The 17,445-nt window shown below is 39.7% G+C and carries 17 protein-coding genes; 11 read left to right on the top strand and 6 right to left on the bottom strand.

Annotation, left to right across the window (positions count from 1 at the left end; translation table 11 throughout):
* Positions 1-92: 92 nt before the first annotated feature.
* Positions 93-1,307, top strand: a complete 1,215-nt coding sequence (locus RMB13_RS04205) for a multidrug effflux MFS transporter (protein ID WP_311084494.1) — start codon at positions 93-95, stop codon at positions 1,305-1,307.
* Between the two features lie 25 nt (positions 1,308-1,332).
* On the opposite strand, the gene RMB13_RS04200 is transcribed toward RMB13_RS04205, so the two are convergent.
* Complete coding sequence (locus RMB13_RS04200; protein WP_045125922.1) at positions 1,333-2,040, bottom strand: nitroreductase; 708 nt, start codon at positions 2,038-2,040, stop codon at positions 1,333-1,335.
* Between the two features lie 511 nt (positions 2,041-2,551).
* On the opposite strand from RMB13_RS04200, the gene RMB13_RS04195 reads away from it, so the two are divergent.
* The 6 genes from RMB13_RS04195 (at position 2,552) to sbmA (ending at position 8,672) form a co-directional block, all read left to right on the top strand.
* On the top strand, positions 2,552-2,755 hold the full coding sequence (locus RMB13_RS04195) for a hypothetical protein (protein ID WP_005036353.1): 204 nt from the start codon (positions 2,552-2,554) through the stop codon (positions 2,753-2,755).
* A gap of 184 nt (positions 2,756-2,939) precedes the next feature.
* Positions 2,940-3,080: a hypothetical protein gene (locus tag RMB13_RS04190; protein WP_132071758.1), complete on the top strand. Its 141-nt coding sequence runs from the start codon at positions 2,940-2,942 to the stop codon at positions 3,078-3,080.
* Between the two features lie 99 nt (positions 3,081-3,179).
* Positions 3,180-4,655, top strand: a complete 1,476-nt coding sequence (locus RMB13_RS04185) for a sodium:alanine symporter family protein (protein WP_005036356.1) — start codon at positions 3,180-3,182, stop codon at positions 4,653-4,655.
* 169 nt (positions 4,656-4,824) lie between these two features.
* A complete protein-coding gene (locus RMB13_RS04180) occupies positions 4,825-5,799 on the top strand; it encodes a patatin-like phospholipase family protein (RefSeq protein ID WP_003655311.1) in 975 nt (324 codons plus the stop codon).
* A 203-nt stretch (positions 5,800-6,002) separates the two neighbouring features.
* Complete coding sequence (locus tag RMB13_RS04175; protein ID WP_045435365.1) at positions 6,003-7,238, top strand: threonine ammonia-lyase; 1,236 nt, start codon at positions 6,003-6,005, stop codon at positions 7,236-7,238.
* A 237-nt stretch (positions 7,239-7,475) separates the two neighbouring features.
* A complete protein-coding gene (gene sbmA, locus RMB13_RS04170; RefSeq protein WP_080027712.1) occupies positions 7,476-8,672 on the top strand; it encodes a peptide antibiotic transporter SbmA in 1,197 nt (398 codons plus the stop codon).
* A 40-nt stretch (positions 8,673-8,712) separates the two neighbouring features.
* Here sbmA and RMB13_RS04165 read toward each other — a convergent pair whose 3' ends face one another.
* Complete coding sequence (locus RMB13_RS04165) at positions 8,713-9,462, bottom strand: DUF4850 domain-containing protein (protein WP_311075739.1); 750 nt, start codon at positions 9,460-9,462, stop codon at positions 8,713-8,715.
* Positions 9,463-9,586: 124 nt separating this feature from the next.
* Here RMB13_RS04165 and RMB13_RS04160 point away from each other — a divergent pair, with 124 nt between their 5' ends.
* The 3 genes from RMB13_RS04160 to RMB13_RS04150 all read left to right on the top strand — a co-directional run bounded on the left by RMB13_RS04160 (position 9,587) and on the right by RMB13_RS04150 (position 12,090).
* Positions 9,587-10,651 carry a DUF1176 domain-containing protein gene (locus tag RMB13_RS04160; RefSeq protein WP_311084493.1) on the top strand — a complete coding sequence of 355 codons (1,065 nt, stop codon included), beginning with the start codon at positions 9,587-9,589 and terminating at the stop codon, positions 10,649-10,651.
* Between the two features lie 39 nt (positions 10,652-10,690).
* Positions 10,691-11,461, top strand: a complete 771-nt coding sequence (locus RMB13_RS04155; RefSeq protein ID WP_311075735.1) for a hypothetical protein — start codon at positions 10,691-10,693, stop codon at positions 11,459-11,461.
* 110 nt (positions 11,462-11,571) lie between these two features.
* Positions 11,572-12,090, top strand: a complete 519-nt coding sequence (locus tag RMB13_RS04150) for a hypothetical protein (RefSeq protein ID WP_311084492.1) — start codon at positions 11,572-11,574, stop codon at positions 12,088-12,090.
* Between the two features lie 110 nt (positions 12,091-12,200).
* Here the strand turns inward: RMB13_RS04150 and RMB13_RS04145 are convergent, their stop codons facing one another.
* The 4 genes from RMB13_RS04145 to gatC all read right to left on the bottom strand — a co-directional run bounded on the left by RMB13_RS04145 (position 12,201) and on the right by gatC (position 16,264).
* A complete protein-coding gene (locus RMB13_RS04145) occupies positions 12,201-12,779 on the bottom strand; it encodes a DJ-1/PfpI family protein (protein WP_311075732.1) in 579 nt (192 codons plus the stop codon).
* A gap of 169 nt (positions 12,780-12,948) precedes the next feature.
* Complete coding sequence (gene gatB, locus RMB13_RS04140; RefSeq protein ID WP_311084491.1) at positions 12,949-14,418, bottom strand: Asp-tRNA(Asn)/Glu-tRNA(Gln) amidotransferase subunit GatB; 1,470 nt, start codon at positions 14,416-14,418, stop codon at positions 12,949-12,951.
* Positions 14,418-15,896 carry an Asp-tRNA(Asn)/Glu-tRNA(Gln) amidotransferase subunit GatA gene (gene gatA, locus RMB13_RS04135; protein WP_017392508.1) on the bottom strand — a complete coding sequence of 493 codons (1,479 nt, stop codon included), beginning with the start codon at positions 15,894-15,896 and terminating at the stop codon, positions 14,418-14,420. The genes gatB and gatA overlap by 1 nt, the downstream gene beginning before the upstream one ends.
* A 53-nt stretch (positions 15,897-15,949) precedes the next feature.
* Positions 15,950-16,264, bottom strand: a complete 315-nt coding sequence (gene gatC / locus RMB13_RS04130; RefSeq protein WP_017392509.1) for an Asp-tRNA(Asn)/Glu-tRNA(Gln) amidotransferase subunit GatC — start codon at positions 16,262-16,264, stop codon at positions 15,950-15,952.
* Positions 16,265-16,397: 133 nt separating this feature from the next.
* Between gatC and RMB13_RS04125 the strand changes: the two genes are divergently transcribed.
* A complete protein-coding gene (locus RMB13_RS04125; RefSeq protein WP_004789315.1) occupies positions 16,398-17,438 on the top strand; it encodes a rod shape-determining protein in 1,041 nt (346 codons plus the stop codon).
* The last annotated feature ends 7 nt before the right edge of the window (positions 17,439-17,445 follow it).

Genomic DNA, 17,445 nt, shown 5'->3' with positions numbered 1-17,445 from the left:
ATTTGTGTATTTCTACACCAATGTTGCACAAATCATACGATAGACAGTGTAAGCTTGTCTGTATGCAAATGATTGAAAAATGAAATATCGTTATGTCTGAACAAACAGCCCAGCGTCAATACTCTATTGGCTGGATTATGTTGCTCGCTTTACTTACGGCTTTAGGGCCATTATCCATCGATATGTACTTACCTGCTTTGCCACAAATGGCGCATGATTTTGGGGTAAGTACACAAATGGTGGCCAATACACTACCAGCTTACTTTTTTGGTTTAGCTGTTGGGCAGTTGGTTTATGGTCCTCTAAGCGACCGGATTGGTAGAAAAAAACCACTTTATTTTGGCCTCGCACTTTATGCGGTCGCAAGCTTATTTTGTGTATTGGCTACAAATGAATGGGGCTTGATTGCTGCTCGTATTTTGCAAGCTTTAGGTGGCTGTGTTGGTGTGGTTATGGCCCGTGCAGCCATACGCGATAAATTAGATGTTCAAGGCTCGGCACAAGCTTTTTCAAGCATGATGATTGTAATGGGACTTGCACCAATTTTGGCGCCGATGATTGGAGCATGGATTTTAATTTGGTTTCCGTGGCAAGCGATTTTTATTGCGCTTTCAATTGTGGGAGTTATATGTTGGTTGTGCGTACATTTCTTCTTTAAAGAGACCTTGGCAATCGATAAAAGACTCAAGCTGTCACCATATCAGGTAGTTACCCTCTATGGAGCTATTTTCAAAGATGCGAGTTTCCGCTTACCTATGTTTGCAGGTTGTTTAACAGGGGCTGCGCTATTTTGTTATATCAGCTCAGCACCAGCAGTTTTTATGGATCAATACGGACTGAATCAGCAAGAGTTTGCTTATGCCTTTGGACTAAATGCTTTTGGCATTATGTTGATGTCATCTTTAAATAAGCATTTAACATCACGTGTTGAAATCACTAAACGGTTAAAGGCCGGTTCACTTGTACAAGTGACTGGAGCCATTATCGTATTTATTGCGGGTTTAATTCCTGCTGCGCCTTTATGGCTTGTTATGTTAGGGCTATTTTTAGCTATTTCAGGCATTGGTTTAACAGGACCAAATGCAATGGCACTAGCAATGTCCAAACAAGGTGCCCGTGCAGGAACTGCCAGTGCAATTATGGGAAGTATGCAATTCGCTTGTGGCCTCTTGGGTGGCGTGCTGCTTAACTTCCTCATTTGGTCTGCATCGCTCAACATGGGCGTGATGATGGTGTTATTTACGCTGAGTGGGTTCGTTGTCGTTTTAAAAGCGGCGCAACAAGTAGAAACCAAGCCATTCTCATAGTTTTAAAAGAATGGCGACTTAGATCTTATTCGTCTAGAAAAACTGTGAAATTTTCGACAGGTTCTCTAGGTGTAATGAAGGTATTTACAATGTGATTAGGATCAGCATGACCTAACGCAATTGCACAAACTAGCTCTTCATCATCTGATGCACCCAAGATATCTAAAACAATAGGGTGAAAATGGTTCCAAGCTGCTTGTGGGCATGTATCTAAACCTCGTGCCTTGGCAGCAACCATCACGTTTTGGATCATCATTGCGATATCCATTTTAGACCCGATTCCCATGGTTTTATTTACTGTAAAGAAAAGGCCGGCTGGTGCATCAAACAGTTTAAAGTTACGTAACTGTTGTTCAGCCATTTTTTCTTTTTCGCCCTTTTTAATTTCGAGTAGACCATAGAGTCCCCAACCATTTTCGCGGCGGCGGTCAATAAAAGGGGATATCCATTTTTCAGGGTAATAGGCAAAAGTTTCTTTATATTGTTCTGCAAGTTCCGGGTTTTTTGAAACTTCGATTTGTGCTGCACAGACACGTTCAACCATTTCATTACGCTTGTTGCCTGTTATTACATAGACTTTCCACGGTTGAGTATTTGTTCCAGAAGGTGCTCGACTTGCGACTTGTAATATATCTTTAATAACTCCTGACTCAATTGGAGTATTTAAAAAAGCGCGGACAGAATGTCGAGAAGTGATAGCTTCATCAACGAGACGAACTTGTTCCAGATTCATGAGATACTCCTCTATATCTTTGTCTTAAATATTTTCATACTTTTTGAAGCTTAATTTCATGTTTTGAAAGTACTTCATTTATAAGCAAAAAATATTAGAAAAGAGATATTCTTACAGGTATGATAATTTAATTAGTTTAGACATATTGTCTGATTAATCATAATTCGAATATGCCACTTTAGATTTAAATAGACAAAATAGTATGATTTTGTCGGTTATAAAAATAAAAGCATAACAGTGAGTGGGTGAAAAATATTCAATTGAAAAAAAGGTATAATATGTTTAAAAACAGTACAAAACGGATAGTTTTATATAAAATATGACCATTTTTTATATAAAATTTTAATGAAAAATATACACAAAACTTTAAATTTCTGCATAATACCGACTTTTTTACGCAGGTATGATTTCTCCATACTCACGTTAGGAAATAGTGGCTGCAAACAAAATCCCTTTACAAAAAGGATTTAGGTGCAGAAATGGAGAAATACACGAGGTATAGGAGCTTTACATGAGTCTACCACTCATCAACAAGCAGTTCATGAAACAAGGATTGGCGATTACCATTGCAACCATGAAAATGAACGTAACTCACGCAGCTACTGAGCCACAAAAAATACAACAGCTTAGTACAGATCTAAACGCACTCTTCTTTGATCATGGAGAAAAGGGCGCAGATAGTCGCGTTATGGCGATCGCTTGTTACAGTCTTTGAAATTTATATCCAGTTTAGACATTTGCTCAAAAGTATATGTAAATATGCTTATTGGCTTAAATCCAGATTTTGTATAACTCGCTTAATTGATGGGAATCATTAGACGAGTTTATTTAGCGGTGGTCATTTGTTAGTTTCCAAGTTTGTAGCTGAGTCGATGCATACTGTTTTTCCAAAAGCGGAAATTTTCAGTAGTGCAATGATATTATTTTGTCTGAAGGTCGCTTTCTCTCATGCAACCTTCAAAGGCTTAGTGTTGGGCATGATGTTGCTTAAACTTGTGACGATAATTGCTATTCAATTGACATTAAAAGTTTTTTCTTGAATTTACTGAAAAGTCCCGGTTTCTAGGGGCTTTTTTGTTTATTGCAGTATTTTGGCATGTGCTTTTAGCACATTAGCAAGGAACGTAAGCGGACCGAGTATGAATGAACAACTCAATGCCACACTGATGTCGTGGGTAAAATTTTTTAATGATCCTTTATGGGACTTTTTGGTTATTTTCTTGTTGGCTGTAGGTGTTTTTTATACGGTCTTAACAGGAGCAGTGCAAATTCGCATGTTCTTGCAAAGTATCCGAGTGATGAAAAGCAGTCGTACAGAAGGCGAAGATGAGCATGGTCTTACACCTTTTCAGGCGTTTGTAACAGGCCTTGCGAGCCGTGTTGGGGTAGGTAATATTGCTGGTGTAGCAATTGCCATCGCAATTGGTGGTCCTGGTGCAGTGTTTTGGATGTGGGTAACAGCTGTTCTTGGTATGAGCTCTGCTTTTATTGAGTCTACGCTTGCTCAGCTATTTAAAGTTAGAGATAGTAAGACTAAACAGTTCCGCGGTGGACCAGCCTACTATATTACTCAAGGTTTACGCAGTAAAACCTTTGGTGTGGTCTTCGCACTTGCATTGATCTTTACCTACGGTTTTGTATTCAACTCAGTTCAAATCAATGCGATTGCTAATGCATCTTCACATGCTTGGGGTTGGGACAAAGCTAATCTTATTGCTCATTTAGGTGGCGTTGATCTAGAAATTTCATGGGTTGGCCTTGCTCTTGTAGTTTTAGTGGCATTAGCAATTTTTGGTGGTATTAAGCGTATCGCTAAATTTGCAGAGATGTTTGTACCTTTAAAAGCAGGTCTTTATCTAGCTGTTGCTCTATATATTGCAATCAGTAACTATGCAATTTTGCCTGATATTTTAAAGCTGATTGTGACTGAAGCTTTCAATTTTAATTCTGCAGCAGGTGGTTTCTTTGGTGCGGCAGTGTCAATGGCAATGATGCAAGGGATTAAGCGTGGTTTATTCTCTAACGAAGCAGGTATGGGTTCTGCACCAAACGCAGCGGCTGCGTCTGATGTAAAACATCCTGTAAACCAAGGTTTGGTACAAATGCTCGGTGTATTTGTAGATACTTTCATTGTATGTACAAGTACTGCAATCATTATTTTGGTTTCTGGCGTTTACCAAGATGCAGGTTTTGTCGGTGTTGAATTAACACAGCGTGCCTTAGAAACTCAAGTTGGACATTGGGGCTCAGACTTCCTTGCAGTTCTATTATTCTTATTCTGTTATTCAGCTGTACTAGGTAACTATGCCTATGCAGAAGGTAATGTACAGTTTATTAATAACAATCCGAAAGTCATGTTCATCTTCCGTATTTTTGTATTGGTGATGGTGTACTTCGGTGCGATTGGTAGTGTTCCACTCGTTTGGTCTATGGCTGACTTGTTTATGGGTATCATGGCAACCATTAACTTGATTGCAATCTTATTGTTAACGCCGATGGCACGTACATTATTGAAAGATTACCGTGAACAATTGAAAAAAGGCATTAAAGAGCCTGAGTTTAAAATTGATAAGTATCCAGAATTGAAGAAAAAAGTTGATTCAGATATCTGGTAAGTTAAAAAAGGCCTCTTATAAATAAGGGGCCTTTTTCATAGGGGGATAGATAAAATACTTGAGTCTAAATTTTAAACATGACAAATTAAATAAATTCGATACAGCTTTTCACAAGACTAGCAACTAAAATTGCAATCCGAACTTAAACCTCATAGTGCGAAGATAGGCCATGAAACAGCTTAAATTGTGGGTTCTCGGACTCTCTATGGTGTTGGCAGGATGCCAGACCACTACACACTTGTCTGCTGCTCTAAAACCGCAAACAGCGGAGGCTTATGCCCGCTCTGTCGATCAGCCATTTGCACGAATTAAAAAACAGCAAAAACGTCCAGTTGTTGCGCTCGTACTCGGTAGCGGTGGAGCACGAGGTTATGCTCATATAGGTGTCATTGAGGTTTTGGAACAACATGGTATTCGACCAGATTTTATTGTAGGTACCAGTGCTGGTAGTATTGTTGGAGCACTTTATGCAAGTGGTAAAAGTCCTTCTGAATTACGTGATACTGCATTAAAAATGAAAGCCGGCGATGTGCGTGATATTAGTATCGGGCTAAAAGGTTTTTTTGATGGCAAAAAAGTAGAAAACTACGTTAACGAGCAAGTAAACAACATGCCACTCGAAAAAATGAAAATCCCAATGTATGTGGTTGCAACCGAATTAAAGCATGGCACTAAAACTGTGTTTAACTATGGCAATACTGGGCAAGCCGTAAGAGCCTCGGCTTCAATTCCAAGTATGTTTGTACCAACTAAAATTGGTAAATCTGAATATGTCGATGGCGGTTTAGTGAGCCCTGTACCTGTTGAAGTCGCTCGCGATTTAGGTGCTGATGTCATTATTGCTGTTGATATTTTAGCTCAGCCTATTTACACAGAAACATCGAATGTCTGGGGGCTGTTTAACCAGAATATTAATATTATGCAAGGTCGTCTAGCGGCAGAAGAATTGCAATATGCGGATGTTGTTATTCAGCCAGATTTAAGAGAAAAAGCGCATATTTTTGATGTGAAAGGCCGTGAAGCTACTATGAAATCCGGCATAGATGCAGCTAATGCCAAACTTTCCGATATTCAATTTGCAATTGATGAAAAAATAGCTGAACAAAATCTATCTACGGATGGTTTGAGCGCACAAACACAATAATTTAACGTTAATCTTTTGAAAATTAAATAAAAAGCCTGAGCAGGGCTTTTTTTATGCGAGTTTAAATCCTTAATTTTTGGAATAAAAATTTTTGTATATTAGGTACATGTTGGATATGCTGAAAACTCTGATGACCAATATAAAATATTGATGTCATTTTTAAAAAATAATTGATTTGTAATGTATTGAGGCTGACTAGATAAATGATACAGCAACAGGTTAAAAATGGGTTTCCAACATTAGATGATGTTCATGCTGCCGCAGAGCGTTTGGAAGGTTTAGTCGTAAAAACTCCTTTTGTTTTCTCAGAAACCATTTCTAAAACCTTAGGGGCTGAAATGTGGCTGAAATTTGAAAACTTACAATTTACAGCTTCTTTTAAAGAGCGTGGGGCACTGAATAAACTGTTGTGTTTATCTGACCAAGAAAAACAACATGGTGTTATTGCAGCTTCGGCAGGCAATCATGCACAAGGCGTAGCATATCATGCTCAGCGCACAGGTGTAACAGCGACCATCGTGATGCCGAAATCTACACCTAATGTAAAAGTACAGCGAGTGCGTGAATATGGGGCACGAGTGATTTTACATGGACAAGACTTCTCAGAAGCTGCTGCTGAAATGCACCGTGTTGCACAAGAAGAATCTTTAACGATTATCCACCCATTCGATGATGCAGAAATTATTGCAGGTCAAGGAACCATTGCGCTTGAAATGCTTGCAGCTGTGCCTGATCTAGACATTTTAGTTGTGCCAATTGGTGGTGGTGGCCTAATTTCTGGTATTGCGATTGCTGCTAAAGCCATAAATCCAAAGATTAAAATTATTGGGGTGCAATCAGTTGTATACCCAAGTATGGCAAAACTACTTTGTAATTATCAACATGCGGTTTCAATGGGTTCTACTGTTGCTGAAGGTATTGCGGTAAAAACTCCAGGTGAGCTTACGACCCAAGTTGCTAAAGAATATGTTGATGACATTGTTGTTGTCACTGAAGACATGATTGAAGAGGCAATTGCGCTATTACTCAATATTGAAAAAACGGTGTGTGAAGGGGCAGGTGCAACAGGTATTGCTGCAATTATGTCTCGTCCTGATCTATTTTTAGGCCATAAATTGGGTGTGGTGCTGTCTGGTGGCAATATTGATACACGCGTTATGGTTTCAGTATTACAACGTCATTTAACGCGTACAGGTCGTATGGTCCGTATTCGTGTTGAATTGCCAGATAATCCAGGTGCTTTAGCTCGTTTAACCGCAATTATTGCTGAGCAAGGCGGTAATATTTATGAACTACGCCATGAGCGCTTTGCGGCAACAAGTCGTGCAAAAGAAAGTGCCGTGAGTGTTGACGTTGAGCTTAAAAGCGCCTCAGACCTAGATTTGCTCATTCAGGCAATGCAGTTGGAAGGTTATATTGTTCGTAAAGAAGAGATTTAATCTCTGATATTGCTGTGTTATAAAAGCCGTATATGGCTCTATCGAGGGTCATATACAAGGCAATTTAAATGGATTAAATTGCTCAAAAGGGATGAATTTACAAAAAAACGATCAAATCCTTCAATGAAACGAGAAAAACTGACAATTCTCTAAACTTTCCCCTTCACAATTTTAAGGTTTAGGTTTTAGTATTCTTCTCATTGTAAATTTGAAGAAATATAAGGATATGCACGCTTAATGTTCAAATCATTTTTTCCATCACCACGATATTTTTTTATATCTGCGGTTATTTGGATCGCATTAAATATGGTGCTCTGGTACTCAGGTGGAAACACATGGGGAACTTTTATCGGGTTTGCTAAGGGCTACCATGACGCACAACTACCTGTTGGTGTCAGCCGTTTTTGGTCTCCAACTTTCTTATGGTTTTACGTTTGGTTTTTAGTTTCTACAGCACTCTTTGCCGGCTTTTGGAAAATTATATCGAACAACCCATGGCAGCGTTGGTCTATATGGGGATCGGCATTTATTTTGTTTAATATCTGGTTTGGAGTTCAGGTCAGTGTTGCGATTAATGCTTGGTATGTACCATTTTGGGATTTAATTCAAAAAATGCTTTCTGATGGAGGTGGTGACCTCTCGGCATTATATAGTGAAACCCTAGTTTTTCTTTATATTGCAATGGTTGCAGTGACTCTAGCCGTGATTAATGCTTTTTTCACAAGCCATTATGTATTTCGTTGGCGTACGGCAATGAATGAATACTACACTGAGCATTGGGAAAAACTACGTCATGTTGAAGGTGCTTCACAGCGTGTGCAAGAAGACACCATGCGTTTTGCAACGATTATGGAAGATTTAGGTGTTGAGCTGGTAAAAGCTGTCATGATTTTAATTGCATTTTTACCTATTTTATTTCAACTATCTAAACATGTTCCTGTTTTACCCATCGTTGGTGAACTAGAGCATTCGTTAGTATGGGCCGCAATTGTGTGGGCAGCTTTTGGTACAGTTTTATTAATGGTAGTAGGTGTTAAATTACCAGGCCTTCAATTTAATAATCAGAAAGTAGAAGCAGCGTATCGTAAAGAACTCGTTTATGGCGAAGACCATGCAGATCGTGCAAGACCAGCTACTTTAAAAGAGCTTTTTACTAGAGTCCGTAAAAACTACTTCCGACTCTATTTTCATTATGCTTACTTTAACTTGGTCGCTACATGGTATAAGCAGTTAGATATTTTATATAGTCTGGTTGTTTTGTTCCCTGCGATTGCAAGTGGAAAAATGACTCTAGGTTTAATTAACCAAATTGGTGGTGTATTCGATAAGGTTCGTGAATCTTTCCAATACTTAATTAGTTCATGGAAAACAATTATTGAACTACTTTCAATTTATAAGCGTTTAAAAGCCTTTGAATCGATATTACACAAATAAAAGAAAGCCCGCGAAAGCGGGTTTTTTTATGAGTTTTGGTTTAATGAGTTGCGTTATAAAAGTTGAGAATAGGGCCAACTAAAGACTGTTGCGATTTATCTAAGGTCACTTGAATCTCTTTATAGTTAAACGTGTCTTCGTCGTAATATTTCGCAATACCATGTGTTTTATTATTGATTTGGGGAATTTGATAACTAAAAAAAGCTATTTTCTTAGAGGGATGAACAATATTGATCAGTTTTTTAGGGTCTTTATATCCACCAAACTCATTTTCAATACTTTCTTTTAACAGTTCAGGAAAGTAGAGCGTTGCATTTGGCAATCCACATCCAACACAAAATGAAGAATCATAAAGCTCTATCGCTTGTTTTTGATCTGGACTCATTATTAGAGCAAAACCACTACCGTTGGCACCTGCATTTGCTTGCACATCTTGCCAATTTCTAGGCACAAGCACTAACCCTGTTTCAGGTAATGCCAGAAGCTTAAGCTGCTTGGCATGTTGAGCATCAAGCTTAAAATTAAAGCGGCAATTTTTTAGTGTGCATTTTTCAAAATCTTTAAGCAAACCATCATCTGTTGGACTCAGCGCAGTAACACCATAAAATGGCACGGTAATACCATTTAAAAATTTTGCCTCTCCGAGAGCGTAGAACTGGTTATCTGCTTTTCGGGTTGCAGCAGAGCTATAAAACTTTGGGAAATGAGGAGTAAAGCTTTTTACTTCAGCATGTGTAATTGAAGCTGTACTCACTAACGCGACACATAGTAAAAAATATAGTTTTTTCATTTTTAAAAAGTAATCATTTAAATTTTCTATCAACCTAGCATATTCTTTTAAACTAGACGGTAACCCAAAATTTTATACTGTTTTTAACTTAATAATAAAAACAGATCTATAGAGACATGAAAAAATGAAAAAAATGCTTTCAATCTGCTGTTTAGCAGTAATGAGTTCTTATAGTTTTGCTCAAGACATAAAAGGCATTTCATTTTCACATCAAGAGTGGGAAATCTCTTGCAGTAATACGGGAGCATGTAAGGCCGCAGGGTATCAAAATGAAGAAAATGGTGATAATCCAGCGTCGCTGCTATTAGTGCGTAAAGCGGGTCCAAAGCAACCTGTACAGGCTGAATTTGCTTTATCAGACTATGAGCAAAGCTTGCCTGCAAGTCAGCTTAAAAATATCCACTTTTATGTGAATGGCAAAGATTTAGGCACTGTCACTGTGGATGGTGTCGAGCTGCCATTAATGGGGAAACTGAATAACTCACAGATCAACGCTTTACTCCAGCAGTCAAAGCAGAAAACTGAAATTATATTTAAAAATGCGCAGCATGAATGGACCATTTCCGATGCAGGAATGACTGCTGTGTTGCTAAAAATGGATGATTTTCAGAAGCGGATCGGAACTGTTGGTGCTTTAGTCAAAAAAGGGCCGGCTAATGAATCAAAAGTGCTGGTAGTCCAACCCAAATTAATTGTAAAGCATGTCAAAACAGCGGCTAAGCCATATTTGACGTTGCAACCAAAAAGTAAGTCGTATCAATCTGTTTATCATAGTTTAATGTCAGCTCAAACGAACCCAAAAGAAGAAGGATTTTGTGAAGGAATCTATGGTAGTAGTGATGGAGCTGAACCACAAAAAATCGAGTTGTATAAACTGACCAATAAGAAAGTTCTGGCGACCACTCTATGTTGGAGAGGTGCCTATAACGAAGGGTATGGTGCTTGGGTACTTGATGAGTCTTTGACTAGTAAAGCAACATTTGTAACTGAGACAGCATCGGATTTTGATAGAGGTATGATTAGTAGTGCTCAAAAGGGAAGAGGCATCGGCGATTGCTGGGCGAGTGAGGAATGGGTGTGGGATGGTCAGAAGTTTGTACATACGAAAGATATGTGGACAGGCATGTGCAAAGGTTTGGCAGCAGGGGGCGTGTGGGAGCTTGATAAAATTGAGTCTATTGTCAAATAGCTTAGTGGTCGACTAAAAATATTTTTAGGAAAAGAATAAATGATTAAAAGGAAAATAGAGATAGCTTTCTTGGTTGTAGCTGGAATGTTTGCTTGTTTTGCTAATCCTACTTTTGCTGCAACTTTAGATATTTTAGAGTTTAAAAAAGATCAATTGCCCCAAATTGAACAGAAACAACTATGTGAGCAAATAAGAGATTTATGTCTGCAAGGCGTGCAATGGCGTAGCCTAAAAACTCCAGACCAGAATTTATGGATATTATCGAGTCGTAATGATATCGCACAGTTTAAATCTACATCTACGGGTTTTAAATTGGTCCGGAAATGGAATATTGTGACAATAGCAAGCGAAGATGATCTTCATAAACAATATATATTTCCCAAGCTTTTTCCACTCACTCAACAGCGTTATGCAATTGCAATAATTGATCAGTTTTCTGAAATGTATTCAGGAGGTGGTGCAAATATTGAACGGGCTAGCTTTTATGAGTTACAGGAATCAGGCAATGAGCGTCCCTTTATTAAAAATTATCCATTTAGTTTTAGTCGGATGATCAGAGCCTGTTTTTCTGAGCAAGACTATGAAAGTTCTAAAGGGAATTGTCATGATGAGGATTCTTTAAATCTGGATATTCGTCCAATCAAACCGTTATTGTGGCAATTTCGCTATCGTTATAGTTTAGGTGTATCACCGGCCTCAGATTCAGGTGAGAAATCATATAAGGGCAGTAGAAACTTAAATATTGACTTAAATAAAGCACCAGAACAGCCAAATATTCCAGAAGCATGGAATTATGCCGGAATGGGTTAAGGATTAAATCAGTTGATAAATTTGAAGAAGTAGACGATTTACAGAGTCATAACAGGTAACTCCACTCGCTCTGTGATACAAAGAACAGATTGTTTATTGGAGCTAGACCTATGTCACGTCATGTTTATGCGATTGCCCGCCGTAAGTTTTCACATTTGAGCCGTTCAGTTTGTATGGCTGTTACTGTACTGGGTACAACACAAATTGCGATGGCTGGCCCAACGGTCGATCAGTTGAGTGACTGTTTAGTTAAGGCCACAACCACTTCAGACAAGACCACTGTACTTCAATGGACATTTACGGCTTTAGCTGCCCATCCTGATTTAAAAGCATTTAGTAATGTAACGCCTGAGCAAAAAGATCAGTTAGACCAAAAACTGGCACAGGTTTTACAGCGGGTGATTGTAGAGCAGTGTTCTGCCCAAACTAAAGCTGTGATTCAAGCGGAAGGTGTGAAGGCTGTTGGAGAGGCTTTTCAGCAGTTAGGTCAAAGTGCTGGCGAAGATATTGTGAAAGACCCCGCAGTTAAACAGCAGTTGCAGGGCACGTTGCGTTATATCGACTTAAATAAATTAGTAACGACGTTTTTAACCCCAGAGATTTGGAATAAGTTGGGAATTACGAGATAGTAATTTAGCTTTCTGCTTCTCAAATAAATGAATATAACCTGCTATTAGATGAAATTGGTCTCTAACTAATAGCAGGTTTTATTTTGAGTGGCTTTAATGGCAAGACCTGCTTAAATACTAATCGTCGCCCCTAAAACTTTTACAAACTGCGCTAACCAAGCTGGATGTGCAGGCCAAGCCGGTGCAGTCACCAAATGTCCATCTGTAACAGCTTCGGTCACAGCAATATCTGCGTATTGTCCACCAGCTAATTTTACTTCGGCAGCACATGCTGGATAAGCCGAACACAATCGGTCCTTTAGTACGTCTGCCGCAGCAAGCAACTGAGCACCATGGCATACAGCTGCAATTGGTTTTTTCACTCGATCAAACTCACGCACAATTTCGATAACACGTTCATTCATGCGTAAATATTCTGGTGCACGACCACCCGGAATGACTAAACCTACATAGTCTTCAGTATTAACCGCCTCAAAATCATAGTTAATGGCAAAATTGTGACCGCGTTTTTCGCTATAGGTTTGGTCACCTTCAAAGTCATGAATAGCAGTAGCAATATGGTCGCCGTTTTTTTTATTTGGGCAAACAGCATGTACGGTATAACTTAAACCAGTTAAAAACTGAAAAGGAACCATAGTTTCATAGTCTTCAGCGTAGTCACCGACCAACATTAAAATCTTTTTAGACATGATTTATCTCTCTTTTTAAAATATAAGTTATCTAAATTCTTAATTTAAATTAGCACAGTCACTGTGTCATTTTTTAGAAAAAAGTGCATTCTTTAGTCGAAGGATATTTCATAAGTGATGTAAAAAAGCCCCGATAAATCGAGGCTTTTTCTTGAGTTAACTAATGAAATTAACCAATCAACTTCTTCATTAATTCATTTACTTGAGCAGGGTTAGCTTTACCTTTAGAAGCTTTCATGACTTGACCAACAAGACCGTTAAAGGCTTTTTCCTTACCAGACTTGTACTCTTCAACCATTTTTTCATTGGCTGCAAGTACTTCTTTAATGATTGCTTCAATTGCCCCAGTGTCAGTTTCTTGCTTTAAGCCTTTTTCCGCAATAATGTCATCGGCAGATTTACCCTCCGATTCCCACATAAAGCCAAAGACTTGTTTCGCAATCTTACCGCTAATAGTGTTGTCAATAATACGTGCAATCATGCCACCAAGCTGTTCAGCAGAAACAGGAGAGTCAGCCAAATCTAGGTTTGCTTTGTTTAACGCGCCTGAGAATTCGCCCATCACCCAGTTTGCAGATACTTTACCTTGTACAGCACCGCCCGCAGCAGCCACAACAGCTTCATAGAAGTCCGCCATTTCGCGTGAGAGCGTAAGTACATGTGCATCGTACTCAGTTACACCAAAGTCTGCGATAAAGCGTGCACGGCGTGCAGCAGGTAGCTCTGGAAGCGCAGCACGAGCAGCTTCAATTTGCTCATCTGCAATAATCACTGGTAACAAGTCTGGATCTGGGAAGTAGCGGTAGTCATTCGCTTCTTCTTTAGAACGCATTGAACGCGTTTCCATTTTGTTTGGATCGAACAAACGTGTTTCTTGGTCGATGCTTCCGCCGTATTCCAAAATTTCCATTTGGCGTTCAATTTCAACATTGATCGCTTGCTCGATGAAACGGAATGAGTTGAGGTTTTTTAGCTCACAGCGTGTACCAAATGGCTGTCCCGGACGACGTAAGGACACGTTACAGTCCGCACGAAATGAACCTTCAGCCATGTTACCGTCGGAAATACCTAACCAACGCACAAGTGTGTGAATTGATTTGATATATGCTACAGCTTCTTCAACTGAACGCATATCTGGTTCAGACACGATTTCAAGCAAGGGTGTACCAGCACGGTTTAAGTCAATGCCAGACATGCCTTCAAATTGGTCGTGTACAGATTTACCCGCATCTTCTTCAAGGTGAGCACGAGTTACACCAATACGTTTAGTCGTGCCATCTTCAAGTTGAATGTCGATGTGACCCAAGCCCACAATCGGGTTGTCCATTTGGCTAATTTGGTAGCCTTTTGGCGAGTCAGGGTAGAAGTAGTTTTTACGAGCAAATACAGATGCTTGGTCAATGTAGGCATCGATCCCCAAACCAAAGCGAATCGCAAGATCAACTACTTTTTCATTGAGAACAGGTAAAACACCCGGCATTGCCAAGTCTACAAGGCTTGCTTGTGTGTTTGGGTCTTGACCAAATTCAGTCGATGAACCAGAGAAAATTTTAGAATTGGTTGCAAGCTGAGAGTGAATCTCGATACCAATAACGACTTCCCAACCGTCAATCAATTTCAACTTTTGAGCTTCAGCCATTATGCATTCTCCTCAGCAATTGCCGCACGTTTGGTATGCCAGTCAGTGTTTTGTTGGTATTGATGAACAATCGACAACAGTTGTGATTCTGACCAATAGTTACCAATTAACTGTAAGCCGACAGGCAAGCTGTCTTTGTCAAAACCAACTGGAGCATTAATCGCTGGTAAGCCCGCTAAGTTCACTGCAAGTGTATAGATATCGCCTAAATACATTTCAGTTGGACTTAAGTTTGCACCAATTTTATAAGCAGTCGTTGGTGCAGAAGGTGCAGCAATCACATCCACATTTTCAAATGCTTTTAAGAAGTCTTGTTGAATTAAACGACGAACTTTTTGTGCTTTCACATAGTAAGCATCGTAATAACCCGCAGAAAGAGCATAGGTACCAATTAAGATACGACGTTGAACTTCTGGACCAAAACCTTCTGAACGTGAACGCTTGTAAAGATCCATCAGGTCAGCTGGGTTTTCACAGCGATAGCCGTAGCGAACACCGTCATAACGAGACAAGTTAGAAGATGCTTCTGCTGGTGCGATGAGGTAATACGTTGGAACATAGGCTTCAGTCATATTGAGATCAATCTCAACAAGCGTTGCGCCCATTTCTTCAAGCTTTTTCAAAGACTCTTCAACGCGTGCTTTTACATCAGCATCTAAGCCTGCAACGTTAAAGTACTGTTTAGGAATACCAATACGTAAGCCTTTTACAGATGTGCCATTTAAGTTCGCAACGTAGTCATCAACTTCTTTTTTAACCGAAGTCGAGTCTTTTGCATCATGGCCTGCAATTACATTCATAAGGTAAGCACAGTCTTCAGCAGAGCGTGCCATTGGACCTGCTTGGTCTAAAGATGATGCGTAAGCAATGATACCGAAGCGAGATACACGACCATAGGTTGGTTTTAAGCCTGTTAAGCCGCAGAAAGAAGCAGGTTGGCGAATTGAACCACCTGTATCAGTACCTGTAGCGAAAGGCGCTAAATCAGCTGCTACAGCCGCAGCAGAACCACCTGATGAACCACCAGGAACATGGTCAAGTGCCCATGGGTTACTCGTTGCGCCAACATATGAGCTTTCTGAAGTTGAACCCATCGCAAACTCGTCCATGTTCACTTTACCTAAAGTGACTAGACCAGCAGCTTTCGTTTTTTCAACAACCGTTGCATCGTAAGGAGAGATAAAGTTATCAAGAATTTTTGAACCAGCAGTCGTTTTAATGCCTTTGGTACAAAAGATATCTTTATGAGCAAGAGGAATACCCGTTAAAGCTGTTGCATTACCCGCTTTTAATGCAGCATCGGCAGCATCTGCTTCTGCAAGCGCTTGTTCAGGTGTAACCGTCACATAGCTTTTAACTTGTGAATCGAGTTTCGCAATACGTTGCAAATAATGTTCAGTCAGTTCGCGAGATGAAAACTTCGCTTGGCTTAAGCCCTCAGCAAGTTCACGAATTGATAAGCGATGTAAATCAGTCATGATTAAAATTTCTTTACATTCAAAATAGGGAAGATGGGTTAATTGAGTGAAAGTTATTCAATCACGCGAGGAACAAGATACAAACCATCTTGAGTTGCTGGTGCAACTGCTTGGTAGTCATCTCGATGATTGCTTTCAGTTACCACATCAGCACGTAAAGGTTGAGGATTATCAAAAGGACTCTTTAAAGGTTCTACGCCTTCAGTATCAATGCCTTTTAAGGTTTCCATCATGCCTAAAATTTTATTTAGACTTTGAGCATATTCAGCAGATTGCGTATCATTGAGCGACAATCGAGCAAGATTGGCGATTGCTGAAACTGTTTGTGCATTTAAATCTGCTGAATGCTGTGCATCCGATGTAGACATAACATCACCTAATCAGTATTAAAAATTTTCAAAATATCGTGCGTTATAATAAGCGATTGACTTGTTCAAATCATCACATTTAGTTTAAAGTTGCCACCTTGCATCCACATGAAAGTTTAACTGAGAACGAACCGTGATTCTAAAACGACTAATTGGCTTGTTTTCGCCGGATCTAGCCATTGATTTAGGTACAGCAAATACACTTATTTATGCACCAGGCCGCGGCATTATATTAAATGAACCAACAGTTGTGGCAATTCGTCACAGTGGTTCACAAAAAATTGTTGCTGCAGTAGGGCTGGACGCGAAACAAATGTTAGGCCGTACACCTGCGAATATTTCTGCAATTCGTCCAATGAAAGACGGTGTAATTGCGGATTTTGAAGTGACTGAAACCATGTTAAATCAGTTTATTGGTAAAGTTCACGAAAAACGTTTGTTCCCACCTGCACCTCGTGTGGTTGTATGTGTACCATGTAAATCAACTTTGGTCGAGCGTCGTGCGATTCGTGAAGCAGTATTTAATGCTGGTGCACGTGATGTTCGTTTGATTGAAGAGCCTATGGCTGCTGCAATTGGCGCAGGTATGCCAGTTGAACAGGCGTGTGGTTCTATGGTTGTGGATGTTGGTGGTGGTACAACAGAAATTGCAATTATTTCATTGCAAGGTTGTGTCTATGCTGACTCTTTACGCATTGGTGGTGATGTTTTTGATGAGCAAATCATCAATTATGTTCGTAAAGCTCATGGTTGCGTGATTGGTGAAACCACAGCAGAAATTATTAAAAAAGAAGTAGGTATGGCTGTTTCTGATGGCACAACATTAGAAATCGAAGTACGTGGTCGTAACCTTGCAGAAGGTGTACCTCGTGCGATTACTGTAACTTCTGACGAAATTACTCAAGCAATCTCTGATCCGTTACAAAACATTGTAAGCGCAGTAAAATCAGCACTTGAGCAAACTCCTCCAGAGCTTTCTTCTGATATCGCCGAGCGTGGTATTGTGTTGACAGGTGGTGGTGCGTTACTTCGTAACCTCGATAAATTGTTAGCTCAAGAAACTGGTTTACCAGTTGTGGTTGCTGAAGATCCTCTTACTTGTGTTACCCGTGGTGGTGGTAAAGTATTGGAGTTCTTTGACAATCCGAACCATGACATGCTTTTTGTTGGTTAAGTTTAAG

The organism is Acinetobacter sp. V102_4 (genome assembly GCF_031799005.1).
Classification (GTDB): domain Bacteria; phylum Pseudomonadota; class Gammaproteobacteria; order Pseudomonadales; family Moraxellaceae; genus Acinetobacter; species Acinetobacter calcoaceticus.
Note: the sequence above shows the minus strand (reverse complement) of the source record. Positions and strands in the feature narration are given on the sequence as shown.